The sequence below is a fragment of the Aliirhizobium cellulosilyticum genome (assembly GCF_014198105.1).
GTDB lineage: Bacteria > Pseudomonadota > Alphaproteobacteria > Rhizobiales > Rhizobiaceae > Neorhizobium > Neorhizobium cellulosilyticum.
The window spans coordinates 436,306-453,879 of record NZ_JACIGW010000002.1; the positions used below are offsets into that span (position 1 = coordinate 436,306).

General features: G+C 60.5%; 15 protein-coding genes. 4 read left to right on the forward strand and 11 right to left on the reverse strand.

The annotated features are described in order from the left end of the window. Positions 1-79 precede the first annotated feature (79 nt). Entirely contained in the window at positions 80-2,116 is a 2,037-nt protein-coding gene (locus GGE33_RS11025; RefSeq protein WP_183823109.1) for an NADH:flavin oxidoreductase, read from the reverse strand. A gap of 156 nt (positions 2,117-2,272) precedes the next feature. On the opposite strand from GGE33_RS11025, the gene GGE33_RS11030 reads away from it, so the two are divergent. Further along, positions 2,273-2,725 (forward strand): hypothetical protein, encoded by a 453-nt coding sequence (locus GGE33_RS11030; RefSeq protein WP_183823110.1) that lies wholly within the window; start codon positions 2,273-2,275, stop codon positions 2,723-2,725. A gap of 62 nt (positions 2,726-2,787) precedes the next feature. Here GGE33_RS11030 and GGE33_RS11035 read toward each other — a convergent pair whose 3' ends face one another. After that, a complete protein-coding gene (locus GGE33_RS11035) occupies positions 2,788-4,143 on the reverse strand; it encodes a putative bifunctional diguanylate cyclase/phosphodiesterase (protein ID WP_148142899.1) in 1,356 nt (451 codons plus the stop codon). Positions 4,144-4,228: 85 nt separating this feature from the next. Continuing rightward, positions 4,229-5,908 carry a response regulator gene (locus tag GGE33_RS11040; RefSeq protein WP_148142900.1) on the reverse strand — a complete coding sequence of 560 codons (1,680 nt, stop codon included), beginning with the start codon at positions 5,906-5,908 and terminating at the stop codon, positions 4,229-4,231. Between the two features lie 337 nt (positions 5,909-6,245). Here GGE33_RS11040 and mutL point away from each other — a divergent pair, with 337 nt between their 5' ends. Together mutL and GGE33_RS11050 are read left to right on the forward strand one after the other, a co-directional pair. Beyond that, complete coding sequence (mutL, locus tag GGE33_RS11045) at positions 6,246-8,123, forward strand: DNA mismatch repair endonuclease MutL (protein ID WP_183824088.1); 1,878 nt, start codon at positions 6,246-6,248, stop codon at positions 8,121-8,123. Positions 8,124-8,191: 68 nt separating this feature from the next. Continuing rightward, positions 8,192-8,425, forward strand: a complete 234-nt coding sequence (locus GGE33_RS11050; RefSeq protein ID WP_183684976.1) for a DUF2093 domain-containing protein — start codon at positions 8,192-8,194, stop codon at positions 8,423-8,425. Between the two features lie 4 nt (positions 8,426-8,429). Here GGE33_RS11050 and lpxK read toward each other — a convergent pair whose 3' ends face one another. The 6 genes from lpxK to GGE33_RS11080 form a co-directional block, all read right to left on the reverse strand. After that, a complete protein-coding gene (lpxK, locus tag GGE33_RS11055; RefSeq protein WP_183823112.1) occupies positions 8,430-9,473 on the reverse strand; it encodes a tetraacyldisaccharide 4'-kinase in 1,044 nt (347 codons plus the stop codon). A 5-nt stretch (positions 9,474-9,478) separates the two neighbouring features. After that, positions 9,479-10,222, reverse strand: coding sequence for an HAD-IA family hydrolase (locus GGE33_RS11060; protein WP_183823114.1), 744 nt, complete (start codon positions 10,220-10,222; stop codon positions 9,479-9,481). Further along, positions 10,219-11,547 (reverse strand): lipid IV(A) 3-deoxy-D-manno-octulosonic acid transferase, encoded by a 1,329-nt coding sequence (waaA, locus tag GGE33_RS11065; protein ID WP_183823116.1) that lies wholly within the window; start codon positions 11,545-11,547, stop codon positions 10,219-10,221. Before waaA ends, GGE33_RS11060 begins: the two co-directional genes overlap by 4 nt. Before the next feature lie 162 nt (positions 11,548-11,709). Further along, complete coding sequence (locus GGE33_RS11070; protein WP_148142905.1) at positions 11,710-11,946, reverse strand: DUF4170 domain-containing protein; 237 nt, start codon at positions 11,944-11,946, stop codon at positions 11,710-11,712. Positions 11,947-12,006: 60 nt separating this feature from the next. Continuing rightward, the gene (locus GGE33_RS11075) at positions 12,007-12,807 is read right to left on the reverse strand and encodes a 3'(2'),5'-bisphosphate nucleotidase CysQ (RefSeq protein ID WP_183823118.1); all 801 of its coding nucleotides are present in this window, start codon (positions 12,805-12,807) and stop codon (positions 12,007-12,009) included. 4 nt (positions 12,808-12,811) lie between these two features. Then, positions 12,812-14,158: a TldD/PmbA family protein gene (locus tag GGE33_RS11080; RefSeq protein WP_183823120.1), complete on the reverse strand. Its 1,347-nt coding sequence runs from the start codon at positions 14,156-14,158 to the stop codon at positions 12,812-12,814. A 136-nt stretch (positions 14,159-14,294) separates the two neighbouring features. Between GGE33_RS11080 and GGE33_RS11085 the strand changes: the two genes are divergently transcribed. Beyond that, on the forward strand, positions 14,295-16,112 hold the full coding sequence (locus GGE33_RS11085) for a monovalent cation:proton antiporter-2 (CPA2) family protein (RefSeq protein WP_183823122.1): 1,818 nt from the start codon (positions 14,295-14,297) through the stop codon (positions 16,110-16,112). Between the two features lie 11 nt (positions 16,113-16,123). Here GGE33_RS11085 and GGE33_RS11090 read toward each other — a convergent pair whose 3' ends face one another. Both GGE33_RS11090 and rsmD read right to left on the reverse strand, forming a co-directional pair. Further along, complete coding sequence (locus tag GGE33_RS11090) at positions 16,124-17,005, reverse strand: patatin-like phospholipase family protein (RefSeq protein ID WP_183823124.1); 882 nt, start codon at positions 17,003-17,005, stop codon at positions 16,124-16,126. An 8-nt stretch (positions 17,006-17,013) separates the two neighbouring features. Beyond that, positions 17,014-17,574: a 16S rRNA (guanine(966)-N(2))-methyltransferase RsmD gene (gene rsmD / locus GGE33_RS11095; RefSeq protein WP_148142910.1), complete on the reverse strand. Its 561-nt coding sequence runs from the start codon at positions 17,572-17,574 to the stop codon at positions 17,014-17,016.

Sequence of the window (17,574 nt, forward strand, 5' to 3'; positions counted from 1 at the left end):
GCCCGGAACGAGCCATCCGCCACGTGTGATGCGATGAGAATGACAGAGGGCGGTGCCGCGGCGCCGCCCTTTCGTCGATCTAGAGAAGGGAACAGAGCCGTAATGCGTCATAGATGGCCGCATGGATGTTGCGGCTCGACACGGCATCGCCGATCCTGACGAGGTCGAAAGTGGCATCTTCAAGCTTGAGAGGCAGCGGGACGCGGCGGTCGATCAGGGCGCGGTAATCCACCGCTCCAAGATTTTTCGACAATGGCTTCAATGCAAGAAACAAGTCGGCATTGGCCGCGGTGCCGTGTTCCACCACCACCTGACCGACCTGACGCTCAACAGTCGCGGGCGAGTAATCCGAACCGAGAACGGCCGTCAGGCCATTGCCATTGCGCCGCACGGATTTAAGCCGTGTGTTGATCGTGACCTTTACGTTCTTGTCCGCGAAGTTCTTTGCATAGGGCACATGGTTCATGCCGCCCATTTCCGGGGCGAAAAAACGCTCGGGGGAGACCAGTTCCAGCTCCGCGCCGCTTGATGCGATAACTTCGGCCGCGCTCATGCCCGGATGGCCGCCATTGTCGTCGAAAAGAAGAACCGAAGCTTGAGGCTTTGCGGTACCCGCGAGGATATCCCAGCTCGAGGTAACCAGATCCTCACCCTCCTCCAGCTCGGGCAATTGCGCGAAACCTCCTGTCGCGACAACAACAAGGTCGGGATCGAGCGACATGACGTCATCCGCCTCGGCGTAGATGTCGTAACGGATTTCCACACCGAGACGTTCGAGTTCCGACAGGCGCCAATCGATAATGCCGATCATTTCGCGCCGGCGGGGATTGCGGATGAGAAGATTGATCTGGCCGCCGGCCTCTCCCGTGGCTTCGAGCACTGTCACCGAATGCCCCCGTTCTGCCAGAACCCGCGCCGCCTCCAGCCCTGCCGGACCGGCGCCGACGACAACGGCGCGCCTTACCTCATGTGCAGGAGCGATATCATGAGATATCAGCGCCTCGCGGCCGGTCGCCGCATTGTGGATACAGAGCGCCTCGCCGCCTTCGTAAATCCTGTCCAAACAGTAGGTCGCACCGACACAGGGGCGGATACGCGCCTCCTCTCCGCGCATGATCTTCTGGACGATATGCGGATCGGCGATATGGGCGCGGGTCATGCCGACCATATCGAGCTTGCCGTCCGCGATCGCGTGGCGGGCGGTTGCAACGTCGGCGATGCGGGCCGCATGAAAGACCGGGAATTTCGTCGCCGCCCTCACCTCGCCGGCAAAATCCAGATGCGGCGACGCGCGCATGCCCTGGATCGGGATGACATTGTTGAGATCGGCATCGTGATCGATATGGCCTCTGATGACATTGAGGAAATCGACATTACCGGAGGCGACCAGCCGCCTTGCGATCTCGATCCCCTCTTCGCGTGAAAGGCCCTTCTCCCAGTCCTCGTCCGTCACCAGCCTAATGCCGACGATGAAATCCGGTCCCACCGATTTTCGGACAGCCTTCAGCACCATGTCGGAAAAGCGCATGCGGTTTTCCAGCGAACCGCCAAACTCATCCTCCCGCTTGTTTGTGGCGGGCGACCAGAACTGGTCGATCAGATGGCCGTAGGCCTCGATCTCGATCCCATCGAGACCGCCTTCCTTCATGCGAGCAGCGGCATCGGCATAGTCGGCGACGATCCGCTCGATATCCCAGTCCTCCATTTCCTTCGGGAAAGCGCGGTGGGCAGGTTCGCGGATCGGAGAGGGTGCGAGGACCGGAAGCCAGTTGCCCTTGTTCCAGTTGGTGCGCCGGCCGAGATGGGTAAGCTGGATCATCACCGCCGTGCCAAGCTCATGACAGTCGTCGGTCAACCGCTTCAGCCACGGAACGATCTCGTCCTTGTAGGCGAGCAGATTGCCGAAGGCGGGCGGGCTGTCGACCGAAACGCTGGCCGACCCCGCCGTCATCGTCATGGCGATACCGCCCTTGGCCTTTTCCAGATGATAGAGCCGATAGCGATCCTTAGGCATCCCGTCTTCCGAATAGGCCGGTTCATGGGCTGTCGACATAATGCGGTTTTTCAGCGTCAGATGCCTGAGCTGAAACGGCTGTAGCAGCGGATCGTTGGACATCGAAATGGCGCACTCTCGTTCGATCGAGAGGGGATCATCGCCGAGGAGCGGGCTTCCCGCGACAATCAGAAGCGCCGCGGGATGTCTGTAAAACGGCAATTGCCGTCATGAGCTACGGTTGTTAGAAAATTCGTGATTATTTGTGCGAGCCCAATTATGAACTCTATCGATCAAGAGCGAGCATTTTCTGATAAGATCGACTGCAAATTTCCATACCTAGATACTTCCAAGGCTACGGCACTCGTCGCGGAAGCATTGTCCATTTCCCCAAATGCCGCATTTTGTGTGCTGTACGAAATCCTCGCCCCGCCACATTCGGAAAAGGTGCCAAAACAAAGACAGCGGGAATTGCTGGCCACCTGGAGTGAGCTTGCGAGTTTTCCCCTTGCTGTTCCCATCTCAAACATGGCCAGTCACGTGATTGATGGTAGAGAAGTGTCCACAAAACAGGCGCTAAGCTTGATGCGCGAAGCAGCGGCAATCCAAGGACAATACGCGGCTTTAACGGTGATATCTCACCTCGCATATGCGGGAAATGAAAACCTCGACTGTGATGCGGTGGATACTTTGGAGCGAGAAATTCGGATGCGATGGGATGCGTCTATATAACCACACCGGATCGAACCCTGCCTTTGCGGCAAAGTCCAGCTCTCAAGCGAGCTACGCGCGCCTCAGATCCGCTCGATCGCCATGAAGTCGTGGTAGTGGTCCTGCAGGTAGCGCAGGGTCGCGGCGCCATCCACCGGGCGGCCGTAGTGGTAGCCTTGCCCCATGCCGCAGCCGAGTGCGCGCAGCATGTCGACATCGGCCTGTTCCTCGATGCCTTCGGCAACGACTGCGAGATCCAGCCCCTGGCACATGGCGATGATGGCGCGCACGATATGTTCCGACGCGCGGTCTGAGGTGATGCGTGAGATGAAGGCGCGGTCGATCTTGACCTTGTCGAATGTGAAGTCGCGCAGCCGGCCAAGGCTGGACTGGCCGGTGCCGAAATCGTCGAGCGAAATGCGCACGCCGCTTGCTCGCAATTCCGAAATGATCCGCTGGGCGGTATCGGCCGATGTCATCACGGCTGTTTCGGTGATTTCCAGTTCCACGCGCCGCGGATCAAGCCCGACGCGCGACAGCGTCGAGAGGATGTTGCGCGATGTGCCCGGATCCATGAGCTGGGCGGAGGACAGGTTGAACGACAGGAAAAGCTCGCGCGGCCATGAAAGTGCAGCCTCTGCCGCTTTGCGCAGCAGCGTATCCGACAATGCATCGATAAAGCCGCGCTCTTCGGCCAGCGGCACAAAGACGGCAGGCGAGACGAAACCGAGATCGGCATCGCGCCAACGCGCCAAAGCTTCGAAACCCACCACCACGCCGTCGCGGATGCGCACGATCGGCTGGAAATGCACATCGACCGCATCTGTGATGATTGCGTTGCGCAGTGCCTGCTCGATCTGCGTGGCACGCTTCATTTCCTGGGCAATTTCAGTGGAATAAACAGTGATCTGGGCGCGGCCTCGGCGCTTGGATCGGTAGAGGGCCGTTTCGGCGCTCTTCAGCAGGTTTTCGAATTCCTCACCTGCGAAAGGATAGATGGCAAAACCGAAGGATGCCGAAAGGCGAACATTGCGGTCGCCCAAATCATACGGAGCGGAGAGCACATCCTTCATCATCTGACCGATGCGCTCCGCCCCTACCCGCTCGAAGACAAGAGGAAGGACAAAGGCGAATTCGTCGCCATCGTGGCGTGTTACCGTCGCGCCATCGGGCATGCAGGCCTTCAGACGATGGGCAACCTGGCAGAGAATTTCGTCACCCGCCTCCGAGCCGAAAAGATCGTTGATGGGCTTGAAGCCGTCGAGATTGGCGATGCAGATGGCAAAGGGGGCCGGGTCGTCGGCGCGTTCGGCTGCAAGCAGGCGCACCTTGTCGCGCAACCGGTAGCGGTTGCCCAGGCCCGTCAACGGATCGCTGTAGGCCATGGCCTGCAACTCGTTCTGGCTGACGTGCGGCAATGGGTTGCCCGCTAGCTTCATAAAAAATCCTGCTCATCGAAACGAGCGAAGGATGAGGGACAAAGATTAAGAAACTCTGCTGATGTATCAGCTTATGCCAATATGGTCACGAAACGGGCCAGGCTTCAGCTGCTATCTCGTCTTCGTCCGAAAGCAAATACCTCTGGAATACCGCATCCAGTGCTTCCGGGCTGATCGGCTTCAGGATCACATCGTTCATGCCGGCCTCGATGCAGGCCTCGCGATCACGATCGAACGCTTGCGGCAGGACAGCGATGATCGGCACCGCCTGAACTCCGTCCTCAAGTGCACGGATCGCCGCAGACGCTTCGAAACCGGTCAGTTTCGGTAGCGTTACATCCATGAGAACAAGGCGCGGCGAATGCTCGCGCCAAAGGCGGACTGCCTCTTCGCCATCGGTCGCCAGAACGTAGCTATAGCCAAGTCCTTCGATGATCTGTGAAAAGACGATCTGATTGACTTCATTGTCCTCGGCAACAAGGACATCGATACTATCGTCCTTCGAGACCGGCGCGAACGACGGCTCGTCGATTGGCGGCAATATGATTTCATCAACGGGTTTGCGCAGTTCGGTGGCGATCCGAACCGGCAGGCCGGGCCCGAAAGTCCCTTCTTCGACACGCAGTGCCGTTACGCCATAGGCTTCGGCGATCTGCTTCAACTCGGCCGGCATACGGGCATCGATGACGACGATGTCGATGCGGACATCGGCTTCGGCCGCGAGTTGAAGAAACAGGGTGAGTTCCTCGGCGTCGGCTGCGGCTGAAACATCGGCGGCCTGGCGGGAAAGGACATCGATTGCCTCCGCCACCGTGTCGGCGAAACGGCTTACAACGAGTATCTTTGCGCCAGCGACGGCGGAGAGCGGGTCGACGGCCGAGCTCGAAACGGCGCTCCGGGTCATGTCGATCGGAACAAAGCCGGAGACCCATTCGCTCGATTGCTGCGACAGATCGGTACGGACGCCGGCAACAACCGACGACACATCCTGCTTGACGGTTACAAGATAATAACGGCCGGGCTTGCCGATCCGATATTTGTGGACGATCGTCAGTGCGGTCGAACCATCAGGGCGGGTGATGTGCTCGGGGAGCTGGATCGGGTCGCCAGTCTCATAGACATGCTGGTTGATCGGCGCAAGACGGTCTTCGAAGGCCCTGGAATTGATGTCGGAACCCTTGTGACCAAGGATCGCATCGGCGGGCAGATCGAGGAAATCGCAATTGGCCTTGTTGACCGCGACGAAGGTGGCGTTGCGGTCCTTGACGCTGATCGGGAAAGGCAGGTTGTCGAGAACTTCTTCAGTCACCTGGACGCGTTCGGTGTCGAGTCGCCACTGCTCCTCGCGCTTCTTCTGTTCGGAGACATCCTTGATGACGCAGACGCCGTAGCCGGAAGGAAGACGGCGCTTGACGACACTCAGCCAGCGATCGGGACCGGGACGCTCCAGGCTTTCAGAACGCTCCTTCCACAGACCGGCAATCTGTTCGGCAACCCAATCCTCGCGATTGAGCGCACGGCGATAATTGTGGGTGTCGGCGACAAGGCGGATACCGGCATCATACATGGCAGCGAGAAGATCGCGAATACGGGTTCCCGGCACCAGCAGACGGGGCTGTACCCGTGTGATGCTCGCGATCTGCTGGCTGGCAAATACGACAAGATCGTTCCTGTCGTAAAGCAACACAGCCGCGGACAAGCCCTCGGCCAGTGCTTCCAGAATGGCAGTCTGAATGTTCGGATCCGCCGCGTCCAAATCATTCATGGATGAAACTCCGTATGCTTTCGGGACGGCTTTCGGCCACTCCCGGTCAGCCGATTCAACGTACGATCGGCAAAACTTCCTTCACGCTCGTCAATGGGAACATGCTGGCTGCAAGTCATCAACGAATGACCAGATTGTTGTGGCGGTGCCCAGCTGGCCGCCACTCCGGTCATTCGCGAAGAGCAGAGATGCTCTCCCGGATTCATCCAATTTCTCACATGAACCCTAGCCCGTTTACCTTAAGGCCGGATTAATGGCGTTTCCCATTGAGACGATTGCCGAGGATAATCCTATTGCAGCACTTTCCTCCGGCCGCAGAATCCCCGAAAATGGCGACATGTCTGTAAAGCTCCTGCCTGAAACCCTGATCAACCAGATCGCCGCCGGCGAAGTCATTGAACGGCCCGCCAGCGCGACAAAGGAATTGATCGAGAATGCGATCGACGCCGGTGCGACGCGTATCGAAATCGCCACGGCCGGCGGGGGCAAGAGCCTTGTCCGCGTCACCGACAACGGATCGGGCATGGATGCGGCAGATCTGGAACTGGCCGTGCGCCGCCATTGCACCTCGAAGATCTCGACGACGCTCAACGATATCCACACGCTCGGTTTCCGCGGCGAAGCGCTGCCATCGATCGGTTCGGTCGCGCGGCTGACGATCACCAGCCGCCGCCACGGCGATCCGTCCGGCTCGCAGGTTTCGGTCAATGGCGGTGCCGCGATCCCGGTCAAGCCGGCGCCGGCCAATCCCGGTACGGTGGTCGAGGTGCGCGACCTGTTCTTTGCCACCCCTGCCCGGCTGAAATTCATGAAGACCGAGCGGGCGGAGGCGGCAGCGATCACCGAAGTGGTCAAGCGCATGGCCATCGCCTTCCCGCATATCCGTTTCGTGCTGTCCGGTTCCGACCGCTCGACGCTGGAATTTGCCGCCACCGGTGACGACCATCTTGCCCGCATGGCGCAGATCCTCGGCCCGGAATTCAAGGAGAATGCGATCGAGATCGATGCCGGGCGCGAGGATGTGTCGCTGTCCGGTTTCGTCGGCGTGCCGACCTTTCACCGCGGCAACTCGGCGCATCAGTTCGCCTTCGTCAACGGGCGGCCGGTGCAGGACAAGCTGATCCTGTCTGCGATCCGTGGTGCCTATGCCGAACAGATGCCGGCAGGGCGCTATCCGGTCGCGGTCCTTTCGATCGATCTCGATCCCGCCTTTGTCGACGTCAACGTGCATCCGGCGAAGGCCGACGTGCGCTTCCGCGACCCGCAGCTGGTGCGCGGGCTGATCGTCGGGGCCATCCGTCAGGCGCTGCATCGCGAGGGTGACCGTGCCTCGACCACCGGGGCCGCTGCCATGCTGCGCGCCTTCCAGCCCGGCTCTTTCCAGCAGCCTTCCGCTCAACCGGGCTTTTCCGAGGGCTCGGGTTCAGCTTTCCCGCAGCGTTCCTATTCGCATTCGGCTTCTGCGCAGGCAAGCTGGTCCGCGTCTTCTTCGCCTTCAAGACCGCTCGATCTCGATATCGCAACCGCCTATGCAGCCCGCCCGGTCCAGTCCGGTTTCGACGCCTTTGCCGCGCCGACGGCTCGCGCCGACACGAGTGCGGAAACAACCTATACGCCTGAGACAACCGCCGCCGGTTACCGGCTGGGTGCTGCCCGCGCGCAGGTCCATGAGAACTATATCGTCGCCCAGACCGAGAAAGGTCTCGTGATCGTCGACCAGCATGCGGCACATGAACGCCTGGTCTACGAGAGCCTGCGCAAGGCGCTGGAAAATGACCGCCTTGCCTCGCAGGTGCTGCTGATCCCGGAGATCATTGACCTTCCGGAAGAGGATTGCGACCGGCTGATGGTGCATGCAACGGAACTCGACAGGCTGGGGCTTGCGATCGAGCGTTTCGGTCCGGGCGCGGTTGCCGTGCGCGAAACGCCAGCCATGCTCGGCGAAGTGGATGCGAGCGCGCTTGTCCGCGATCTCGCCGACGAGATCGCGGAATGGAATACAGCGAGCGGCCTCAGGAACAAGCTCGAATATATTGCCGCAACGATGGCCTGCCACGGATCAGTCAGGTCCGGTCGGCGGCTGAAACCAGACGAGATGAATGCGCTTTTGCGCCAGATGGAGGCGACACCCGGTTCGGGAACCTGCAACCATGGGCGGCCGACCTATATAGAACTCAAGCTTTCTGATATAGAACGGCTGTTCGGGCGGAGTTGAGAAGCGCTCTGGTAATCGTAATTGGTTCGGGGTAGAGGGGACCGATGTTTTTTCGCAGGAGACGAGTGATGAACCGGTTTGAGGGAAGCGGCTTTCGCGAGGCCAAGATCCGCTATCTCGACGGCGACTACCAAATCCTGAGCGCCGGCTCCTACGTCACCTGCGCCTTGACCGGCGCGCATATCCCGGTCGACGAACTGCGTTATTGGAGCGTTGCAAGGCAGGAAGCCTATATCGACTGCGCAACCTCGCTCGAAGCCGAAAAACGCGCCGGAACGCTGCCGAACCAGCAGGTGGGCTGAACGATCAGCCCTTGGCCGCGCCCTCGCGCAGCCGTCTTTCGCGGAAATTCCTGAATGCCGCCTCGATCATGGTCGAAGGACCATTGGGATCGTCGAAGACCATGTCGATCTCGACGATCTTCGATCTCTCCAGCAGCGTGCGGGCCGGGCCGGAATGGCCGGCAAGGCGGGCGGCATCCTTGGCCGTAGTCGCCAGTACCAGGTCCTCGCGCTCGGCATCGTCGAGCAGCGACTGGATCTCGTCCCCGGTGAAATAATGATGATCCGGAAAGGAGCGGGTCGTCGAGATCAGCCCGCCGATGGCGCGGACGGTGCGGTAGAATTTTTCCGGATCTGCTATTCCGGCATAGGCCAGCACATTCTTGCCCGACAGGCTGGCATCCGGGCGCGGCTCGATCGTGGCGACATGGATCGCTTTGCCGGCACGAGCTGCCTTGCGGACAAGCGCATCCGCAGCTTCGCCATTACCAACCTTGAGGATGGCAGAGAGCTGGTGCATCTGTTCCTTTATCGGAGCGCGAACCGGGCCACCCGGCACAAGATGGCCATTGCCGATGCCTCTTACGCTATCGATCACCACAAGAGCGAAATCCAGATGCAGGCGGGCACTCTGGAAACCGTCGTCCATGATGATCAGGTCAGCGCCTTCCGCGGCCAGTTTTCTTGCGCCATCGACCCGCTTGCGCGAGATTACCGTCATGGCTTCTGCCGCCAGAAGCAGCGCCTCGTCGCCCACCGTATCGGCACGATGGCGATCGCGATCGACCAGCGTGGTCACATCCAGCGAGCCGCCATAACCGCGGCTGAGGAAACCGGGTGTGTGGCCCATTGCCTTGGCAGCCCTTGCGAGCGCGATCGAGGTCGGGGTCTTGCCGGCGCCCCCAACTGTAAAATTGCCTACACAGATCACAGGTATCGGGGCAGAAGCGCGCCTAGCCGTGCGCATCCTTTTACCCGCAACCGCGCCATAGATGGCCGAAAAAGGTGACAGCGCATAAGCGCGCCAATCGGCCTTTTCCCACCAGAAGGGCGGCGCTTCGGAAACCATCGCGGCTAATCCCCTACGGAAACCGCGCCGGGCGATGCGGGGGCAAAGATGACGTCGGGAAGTGCGGTAATATCGTCGAGACAATGGTCGGCAAGGGCGGAAAGCGTCTGACGCGTCCCCGTGCCGGTCAGGACGGCAAGGTTGAGCCCGGCACCTGCGGCACGGCCCATATGCATGTCGTGATTGTTGTCACCCACCATCGCGACTTCCGCCGGCTGAAGGCCGACGGCCTTGCAGAAGGCGAGCATCATGCCCGGCTGCGGCTTGGTGCCGAAACCGCTGTCGTAACCGGCGATGAAATCCACATGTCCGGCAATGCCGAAGCTTTCGGCCATGCGGCGGATTGCCTTCTCGTTGTCGCTGGAGGCGATGCCAAGCTTCAAACCACGTGCCTTCAAATCCGAAAACACGGAAAGGAGATCGGCGACCGGCACGGAAAATTCCGCCGCACGGAGGAACAGCGCATCCAGTTCGCGGGTCAGCTCATCGACATCGAGCGGCGAGCCGGCCGTGACGAAACCTTGGGCAATCTCGGCGGAATTACCGGCGGCGAGCAGGCTGTCGGCTTTCGTCTTGCCCGTCTCCGGGTCCATGCCGCCGGCGGCCAGCAGAACGGGTTCGAGCGCTGCGTTTCCGGCTGCAGCGATGCGTGCAGCCTCCCGGTTTACCGGTCCCCAGCTTTCGTCGTAACGGATAAGCGTACCGTCCTTGTCGAACAGGATGCCCGCGATCGCGGGGGGCGGGCTCACCGACCGGTTCCGGCAGCCGCGACCTTCGGCTGCAGGCGTGCCGTCACGGTCAAGGGATTGAGATAGGGTTCGAGCGCCTTGACGGTCTTGGCGAGTGCACCGCGCAGGTCTTCCATCGCATCGGCTCCGGCTTCCACCATCCTGGCCCGGGCGTGATCGGTAATCAGCAGGTAATGCACGGCCTTGGCCAGCATCTCGACATCCTTGACTACTCGCGCCCCACCTTTGCGGACGAGATGTTGATAGGCATCACGGAAATTCTGGATGTTCGGGCCGGTCAGCACGGCGCAACCGATCATTGCCGGCTCCAGGGGGTTCTGACCGCCTTCATTGGTCAGAGATCGGCCCACAAAGGCGATTTCGGTCAGGCGCAGGTAAAGCCCCATTTCGCCTATGGAATCGCCGAGGAAAATATCAGTCTCAGGCGTAAGTTCGTCATTGCGCGAACGACGTGCAACAACTAGGCCCTCTTCCTTAAGCATGGTTTCGATCGCATCAGCCCGGTCGGGATGGCGCGGCACGATGATGGTCAACTGGCCATTCTTCGGCTTCAGCGCCCGGTGAACAGTGGCAGCAGCCATTTCCTCGCCATCGAAGGTCGAGATCGCCGCCCAGGTCTTGCGGTCGCCGATCTCTGCCTTGTATTTCGCCAGCAGCAACTCGTCGCAGGGCGGCGGATCCGTGTCACTCTTCAGGTTGCCGGAGACGATGACCGGCCATGCACCGAGGTCACGGAAGCGTTCTGCATCGAGATCGGACTGGGCGACGACGAGCGCCATCTTGTCGAACAGCGCCTCAGCCACCTTGGCGTGGTTGCTCCAGCGCGCGAAGGAGCGATCCGAAATGCGGGCATTGACCCGGATCTGCGGGATGCGGCGGCGCGCGAGTTCAGCGACGGTTGTCGGCCAGATTTCAGATTCCGCCGTAATGCAGGCATCCGGCCGCCAATAGGCGATGAAACGCTTGATCGGGAATTTAAGATCGATCGGCACATATTGATGGATGACCTCATCACCCAGCCGAGCGGCGACAAGGGCAGCTGAGGTGACAGTGCCGGTAGTCAGCACGACATGGATTTCGCGGCGGCGCAGTTCACGGATCAACGGCAGGATGGAAAGGGTTTCCCCGACGCTTGCCGAATGAACCCAGACCAGCGGCCCACGAGGACGCGGCTGGCTCGCATAACCCAGTCTCTCAAGTCGTCTTGAGCGGTCTTCCTTGCCTTTCATCGCCCGGCAGGCGAGATAGGGGCCGGCCAAAGGATAAAGCGCTACGCCTGCAAGGCGATAGCCGGCAAGAGCCATGCGAGCCACAGCACCGCTCATAGCCCTCGCTCCATATCCCTGCCTAGCGCCATCAATACCTCACCCCTGGAGCGATAATTTAGCTCGTCTTACCTGCTTCATAAATGCGTCAAAAAAGCGAGCTTCAGGTCAAGTGCGCCCTAACCTGAAGGACTATCATATTTCTGGCGCCTTGTGTCAGGCCTACTTGATTTCAGGATCCAGAAGGCGGTGCATGTGGACGATGAAATAGCGCATCTCGGCATTGTCGACAGTCGACTGCGCCTTTGAGCGCCAGGCGGTCAGCGCTGTTGCGTAGTCGGGATAGATGCCAACAATGTCGAGGGCAGACAAATCCTTGAACTGCACGCCGTCCAGGCTCGCAAGTTCACCGCCAAAAACCAGGTGCAGGAGCTGCTTCTTTTCGCTCGATTGCGTCATTTCCAAATCCGTCCATTTCTTGACTAGAAGCCCTTCCTCTGCGGCATTCCGTCACAAAGGTCAACCCGCTGCACCGGTCACAAGATGGGGCAGAAGCACATGGCGCGCATGGCGGGTTCCGGCCACCAGAACGCCGTGACGGATGGTTTCGCGATTGTAGATCAGGGGTTGGTCATCAAGCCCGGTCAGCGCACCGCCTGCACGCTCCAGTATCAAGTCGGCAGCGGCCAGATCCCAGTCATGGCTGTCCTTCTTCACGATCGTCCCATCGATGCGTGCATCGGCCACCATCGCCAGCCGATAAGCGAGCGAGGGAACGTGGCTGACGCGATGGATTGCAAGCTCGGGCTGCAGCTTTTTGACGATCTTCTCGTCCGCGGCCAGCACCAGTTCGTCAACCTCCACCTCGGATCGGACAGCGATAGGTGCGCCGTTCCTCAAGGCCGGACCTTCTGCCGCGGCCTGGTATTCCTGCTGCAGCGCCGGCGCGACGAGGACGCCCGCCACCGGGCGGCCCTTGTGGACAACCGCGACGGATACACACCAGATCGGTTCTCCGGCGATGAAGGCGCGGGTGCCGTCGATCGGATCGACAACGAACAGCGTCTCACAGGCCAGCCGGGCGCTGTCGTCGTCGGTCTCTTCCGAAAGCCAGCCATAGTTCGGGCGCGCCTTCAGAAGAAGCGACTGGAGACGATCATTGGCGGCAAAGTCGGCGGTGCTGACCGGCGAGCGGCCCTCGTTCTTCCACCAGACTTCCGGCGATTGCCGGAAATAGCCGTTGGCGATCTCACCTGCCTGCCGGGCGGCATCGAGGATGAGGTCGAGATCTGCGCTCCAGTTTTTGTCGGAGGAAACCATGGCGTCAGCTTCCCGCCAGCGTCATGCCCTCGATCGCGATGGTCGGCGAAGCGACACCGTATTTGCGGTCGATATCGTTTGCCAGCGTGAGACGCATGAACATGTCCTTGAGGTTGGACGCGATCGTCACCTCGGAGACGGGGAAGGCAAGCTTGCCGTTTTCGATCCAGAAACCGCTGGCGCCGCGCGAATATTCGCCGGTGAGCATGTTTACGCCTTGGCCGATCAGTTCGGTCACATAAAGGCCGGTACCCACCGACGCGATCAGTTCCTCCGGCGAGATATCGCCCGGTTCAAGCGCCAGGTTGGTAGAGGCCGGGGTGACGGAGTTACCGCCGCGCACGCCACGACCATTGGTCGGCAGGCCGAGTTCGCGGCCGGTGGAGGTCGACAGGAACCAGTGCTTCAGCACGCCGTCCTCGATCATCGTCATCCGCTCGCCGGAAACACCTTCGCCATCGAACGGACGCGAGGATGAACCGCGGACGATCAGCGGATCGTCGGTGATGTTGAGACCAGCCTTCAAAACCTGCTGGCCCATCCTGTCACGCAGGAAGCTCGTCTTGCGCGCCACGGATGAACCATTGATGGCGCCGGCGATCGTGCCTACGAAACCACGCGCCATGCGCGGATCAAAAACGACGGTGACATTGCTTGCTGTCGGCACCTGGCGCGGATTGATACGAGCAACCGCACGCTCGCCGGCGCGCCGACCGATCAGATCCGGCGCATCGAGATCGGCGTTATAAAGGCGACTGTCGAAATCGTAGTCGCGCTCCATCTTCGTGCCTTCGCCTGCAATTGCGCTGACGGATCGGCCGAAACGCGTGGCCATGTAGCTGCCGGAAAAGCCATGCGAGGTGACGAGAACCATGCCGCCCATGCCCGCAGAGGCGCCGGCGCCGGAAGAATTGGTGACGCCATTAACGGCCAATGCAGCAGCTTCGGCAGCAAGGGCTGCCTCACGCAATGCATCGGTCGGCACATCGGTCGGGTCAAAAAGGTCGAGATCCGGATAGGATTTCGCCAGCCGGTCCGCATCCGCCATGCAGACGAAGGGGTCTTCGGGAGAGACCTTCGCCATGGCGACGGCGCGTTCCGCAAGCGTCTTCATGTCGAAGCCCGGATTGGCCGACACGCTGGCAACCTTCTGGCCGACAAACACGCGCAGCGAAAAATCGTCGCTTTCCGATGATTCAGTTCCCTCGACCTTGCCGAGGCGCACCGAGACGGAGCGCGAGCGCGAGCGGACCACGACTGCATCGGCCGCATCGGCGCCTGCCGCCTTCGCCAGGTCGATTAGTTCAGAAGCACGGGATAAAAGCTGGGCGGAATCAATTTCAGAGCTCATATTTGCAAGCCTTTCGTTCCTGTCCCATTTATTGTGAGCGCTTCGAAGCATCAAGTGTGCCACACCTTTTCTTGACCGGGTTGTCGCGTCTGCGAACAGCCCGACTGATTCATTCCGCCTATTCGAAAGTTTCTGCATGACCGCACCGGGCTCGCTATTCACCGAAATGTTGCTTCTTCTGGCCGGAGCGGTCATCGCCGCACCAATCTTCAAGAGGCTGGGGCTTGGAACGGTTCTCGGCTATCTGGCGGTCGGCGTCATCATCGGCCCGGTCTTCCAGCGTATCACCGATACGGAAGAGGTACTGCATGTAGCGGAATACGGCGTCGTCTTCCTGCTCTTCGTCATAGGGCTGGAGCTCAAACCCTCGCGCTTATGGCAGATGCGCGGCGACGTGTTCGGTCTTGGTCCGGTTCAGGTTCTTTTGACCGGGCTTGCGCTTGCGGCGCTCGCCTTCGAGACCGGCATGGCGACGTGGCAGGGAAGCCTGATCGTCGGCTTCGGCCTTGCGCTTTCCTCCACCGCCTTTGCATTGCAGTTGCTCAACGACGCCGGCGATATCAACAGCCGCTACGGGCAACGCTCGTTTTCAGTTCTGCTGTTCCAGGATCTGGCGATCGTGCCGCTTCTGGCGCTGATCACCGTGCTTGCGCCGGGAACGGAGGAACAGGCCGCCACACCGTTTGTCGATTTCGCCGTTGCGATCGCGGCCATCGGCGCGATGATCATCGCCGGAAAATATCTGCTCAATCCGATGTTCCAGATCATTGCCCGCACCGGCGCGCGCGAGGTGATGATCGCGGCCGCCCTGCTCGTCGTGCTCGGATCGGCGGCGGCAATGCAGATGGTTGGCCTGTCGATGGCGATGGGAGCGTTTCTCGCCGGCGTGATGCTGGCGGAATCCTCCTATCGGCACGAGCTGGAGGCTGATATCGAGCCGTTCCGCGGCCTGCTTCTGGCACTGTTCTTCGTTGCGGTCGGCCTGTCGCTGGAACTCGAAGTGATCGTCGACCATATCCTGTTCATCATCCCGGCCGTCATCGTGTTCATGGCAGTGAAGGCGTTTATCGTCTACGGGCTCTGCCGGCTCTGGGGCTCATCCCATAACGATGCGATCCAGATTGCCTTCCTGTTGCCGCAAGGCGGCGAATTCGCCTTCGTTCTGTTTACCACCGCCACCGCCGCCGGGCTTCTGTCATCCTCGACCGCCTCGCTGCTGATCGCCATCGTGACGCTTTCGATGGCGCTGACGCCGCTTGGTGCGGCACTTGCCAAACGCCTGATGCATGGTGAGGCGCGGGAGGAACTGGACGAGGATTTCGCCGGCGCCGGCGCAGACGTGCTGATGATCGGCTTTTCCCGTTTCGGCCAGATCGCCTCGCAGATGCTGCTTGCCGGCGGCAGCGCCGTGACCGTGATCGATGATTCCGCCGATCGTATCCGCCAGGCCGCCAATTTCGGCTTCCGCATCTATTTCGGCGACGGCACCCGTCGCGACGTGCTCGTGTCATCCGGTATCGAAAAGGCCAAGATCGTCGTCGTTGCGACGCAGAAGAAGGAAACGACCAGCAGGATCGTCGAGCTTATCCAGTCAGAGTTTCCCAATGTCCGGCTTTTCGCCCGTTCCTATGACCGCATCCATTCCCTGTGGCTGAGGGAAAAGGGCGTCGAATACGAATTGCGCGAAACGCTGGAATCCGGCCTGCTGTTTGGTGCCAAGACGCTGGAAGCGCTCGGCATGTCCGAAGCGCGCGCCGAGGAAATTCTTCAGGATATCCGCCGCCGCGACGAGGAGCGCCTGCAGATCCAAGCAGTCGAGGGCATTTCGGCAGGACGCGACAAGCTGTTCAACAGCCCGGTCAAGCCGGAACCGTTGATCAAGCCGAAACGCATCAATGTTCAGGAAGACGTGGCCGACGAGGTGGAAGCGGGTCTGTCTCTGGGGAAATGGTGAGCAGGACGGCTTCAGCCCTTGGCGACGGATGCCTGCAGTGCATCCACTGCACGCTTCAATTCATCCTTGACGTGGCTTGCCTCGTCCAGAATTTCCTGCGCTTTGAGGAAATCCAGCACGCGGAAACGGTTGACCTGCGGGCGCAGGAAGATGTGCGGCGGATTTAGTTTCAGTTTCAGCGCGATCGAAGCCTGCATGGTTAGCTGGCTGGCACCGAACAGCGCGTCGATGCGGGTCGGCGGGTGGGTGCCGTCGCCTTCCGGTGCGCCAACGACATCGACGCCGATGACAACGTCGGCAAGGTCGAGCAGCTGTTCATAGGGAACCGGATTGAATACGCCGCCGTCGATCATCACCCTTCCGTTGACCCAGACCGGCATGAACAGGCCGGGAATGGCGGCTGATGCGGCAATCGCGGTTCTGAGATCCCCCTCTTCGAGGATCACCTCGGCCTGCCCGTAATAATCGGTGGCGGAGATTTTAAGCGGGATTTTCAGGTCGGAAAAATCCTCCGGGATATCGGGAGGAAGGAAGGCATCGAGGATGGGATCGAGATTGAAATGGCCGAAGCGGAAGCCGCCCAGCTTGTCGCGCATTGAAGCCGGTCCGAGCGTCCAGAGGCGATTGAACAGCGAATTGCGGTTGCCCATCGTGCGCACCGTATAGTCGCGGATGTCGGCGCCTCGCATGCCGGACGCCATGCCGGCCCCCATGATCGCGCCGATCGAAGATCCCGAAATCGCCACCGGTTTGATGCCGAGTTCATCGAGCGCCTCGATGATACAGATATGCGAGATGCCTCTTGCTCCGCCGCCGCCGAAGGCTACGGCATAACGCAGGCCCTCCCCGCTGTTTTCAGTATCCAGATCCGGCAGGGAGAGGCGTGTGTTCATGGCGAGGTTCAGCCTGGCTGATATCGATAGAATTCGATGCGGCTATCGCCGAACATCCGGCTTTCCAGCGGTTTGAAAACTGGATCGACGACGATCTCGGCATCAATCCGCTCTTCCAGCAGAACAAGGGCACCCGCGGCCAACCAGCCGCCGGCATGCGCCGCATGGAGTGCCTTTTCACCCAGGCCCTTGCCGTAAGGTGGATCGGCGAAAATCAGGTTGAACGGCTCGATATTGCCGATCGAACCGAGGCTGGTTGCGTCCCGACGGAGAATACGCGCCCGGCCATGCAGACCGAAACTGTCGATATTCTCCCAGAGAAGGCCCCTGCCTTCGACGCTGTTTTCAACGAACAAGGCCTGCTTGCAACCGCGCGACAGGGCTTCCAGCCCCACCGCGCCGGTTCCGGCAAAAAGGTCGATCACCCGTGTACCATCGAGCGCGTCCGGATAGACGTGCCCGAGGATATTGAACAGGCTTTCGCGCGTCCGGTCGATGGTCGGCCGGATATCATTCGTCTTCGGCGTGGCCAGAGCGCGGCCGCGGAACTCACCCCCTACGATCCGCAC

Bases quoted from the DNA above. Each gene is read 5' to 3' on its own strand.
- GGE33_RS11025 (WP_183823109.1), bottom strand. From the start codon at position 2,116: ATGTCCAACGATCCGCTGCTACAGCCGTTTCAGCTCAGGCATCTGACG.
- GGE33_RS11085 (WP_183823122.1), top strand. From the start codon at position 14,295: ATGACCGCACCGGGCTCGCTATTCACCGAAATGTTGCTTCTTCTGGCC.
- GGE33_RS11050 (WP_183684976.1), top strand. From the start codon at position 8,192: ATGAACCGGTTTGAGGGAAGCGGCTTTCGCGAGGCCAAGATCCGCTAT.
- GGE33_RS11035 (WP_148142899.1), bottom strand. From the start codon at position 4,143: ATGAAGCTAGCGGGCAACCCATTGCCGCACGTCAGCCAGAACGAGTTG.
- GGE33_RS11070 (WP_148142905.1), bottom strand. From the start codon at position 11,946: ATGACGCAATCGAGCGAAAAGAAGCAGCTCCTGCACCTGGTTTTTGGC.
- GGE33_RS11040 (WP_148142900.1), bottom strand. From the start codon at position 5,908: ATGAATGATTTGGACGCGGCGGATCCGAACATTCAGACTGCCATTCTG.
- GGE33_RS11075 (WP_183823118.1), bottom strand. From the start codon at position 12,807: ATGGTTTCCTCCGACAAAAACTGGAGCGCAGATCTCGACCTCATCCTC.
- GGE33_RS11090 (WP_183823124.1), bottom strand. From the start codon at position 17,005: ATGAACACACGCCTCTCCCTGCCGGATCTGGATACTGAAAACAGCGGG.
- lpxK (WP_183823112.1), bottom strand. From the start codon at position 9,473: ATGGTTTCCGAAGCGCCGCCCTTCTGGTGGGAAAAGGCCGATTGGCGC.
- GGE33_RS11080 (WP_183823120.1), bottom strand. From the start codon at position 14,158: ATGAGCTCTGAAATTGATTCCGCCCAGCTTTTATCCCGTGCTTCTGAA.
- GGE33_RS11030 (WP_183823110.1), top strand. From the start codon at position 2,273: ATGAACTCTATCGATCAAGAGCGAGCATTTTCTGATAAGATCGACTGC.
- mutL (WP_183824088.1), top strand. From the start codon at position 6,246: ATGTCTGTAAAGCTCCTGCCTGAAACCCTGATCAACCAGATCGCCGCC.
- waaA (WP_183823116.1), bottom strand. From the start codon at position 11,547: ATGAGCGGTGCTGTGGCTCGCATGGCTCTTGCCGGCTATCGCCTTGCA.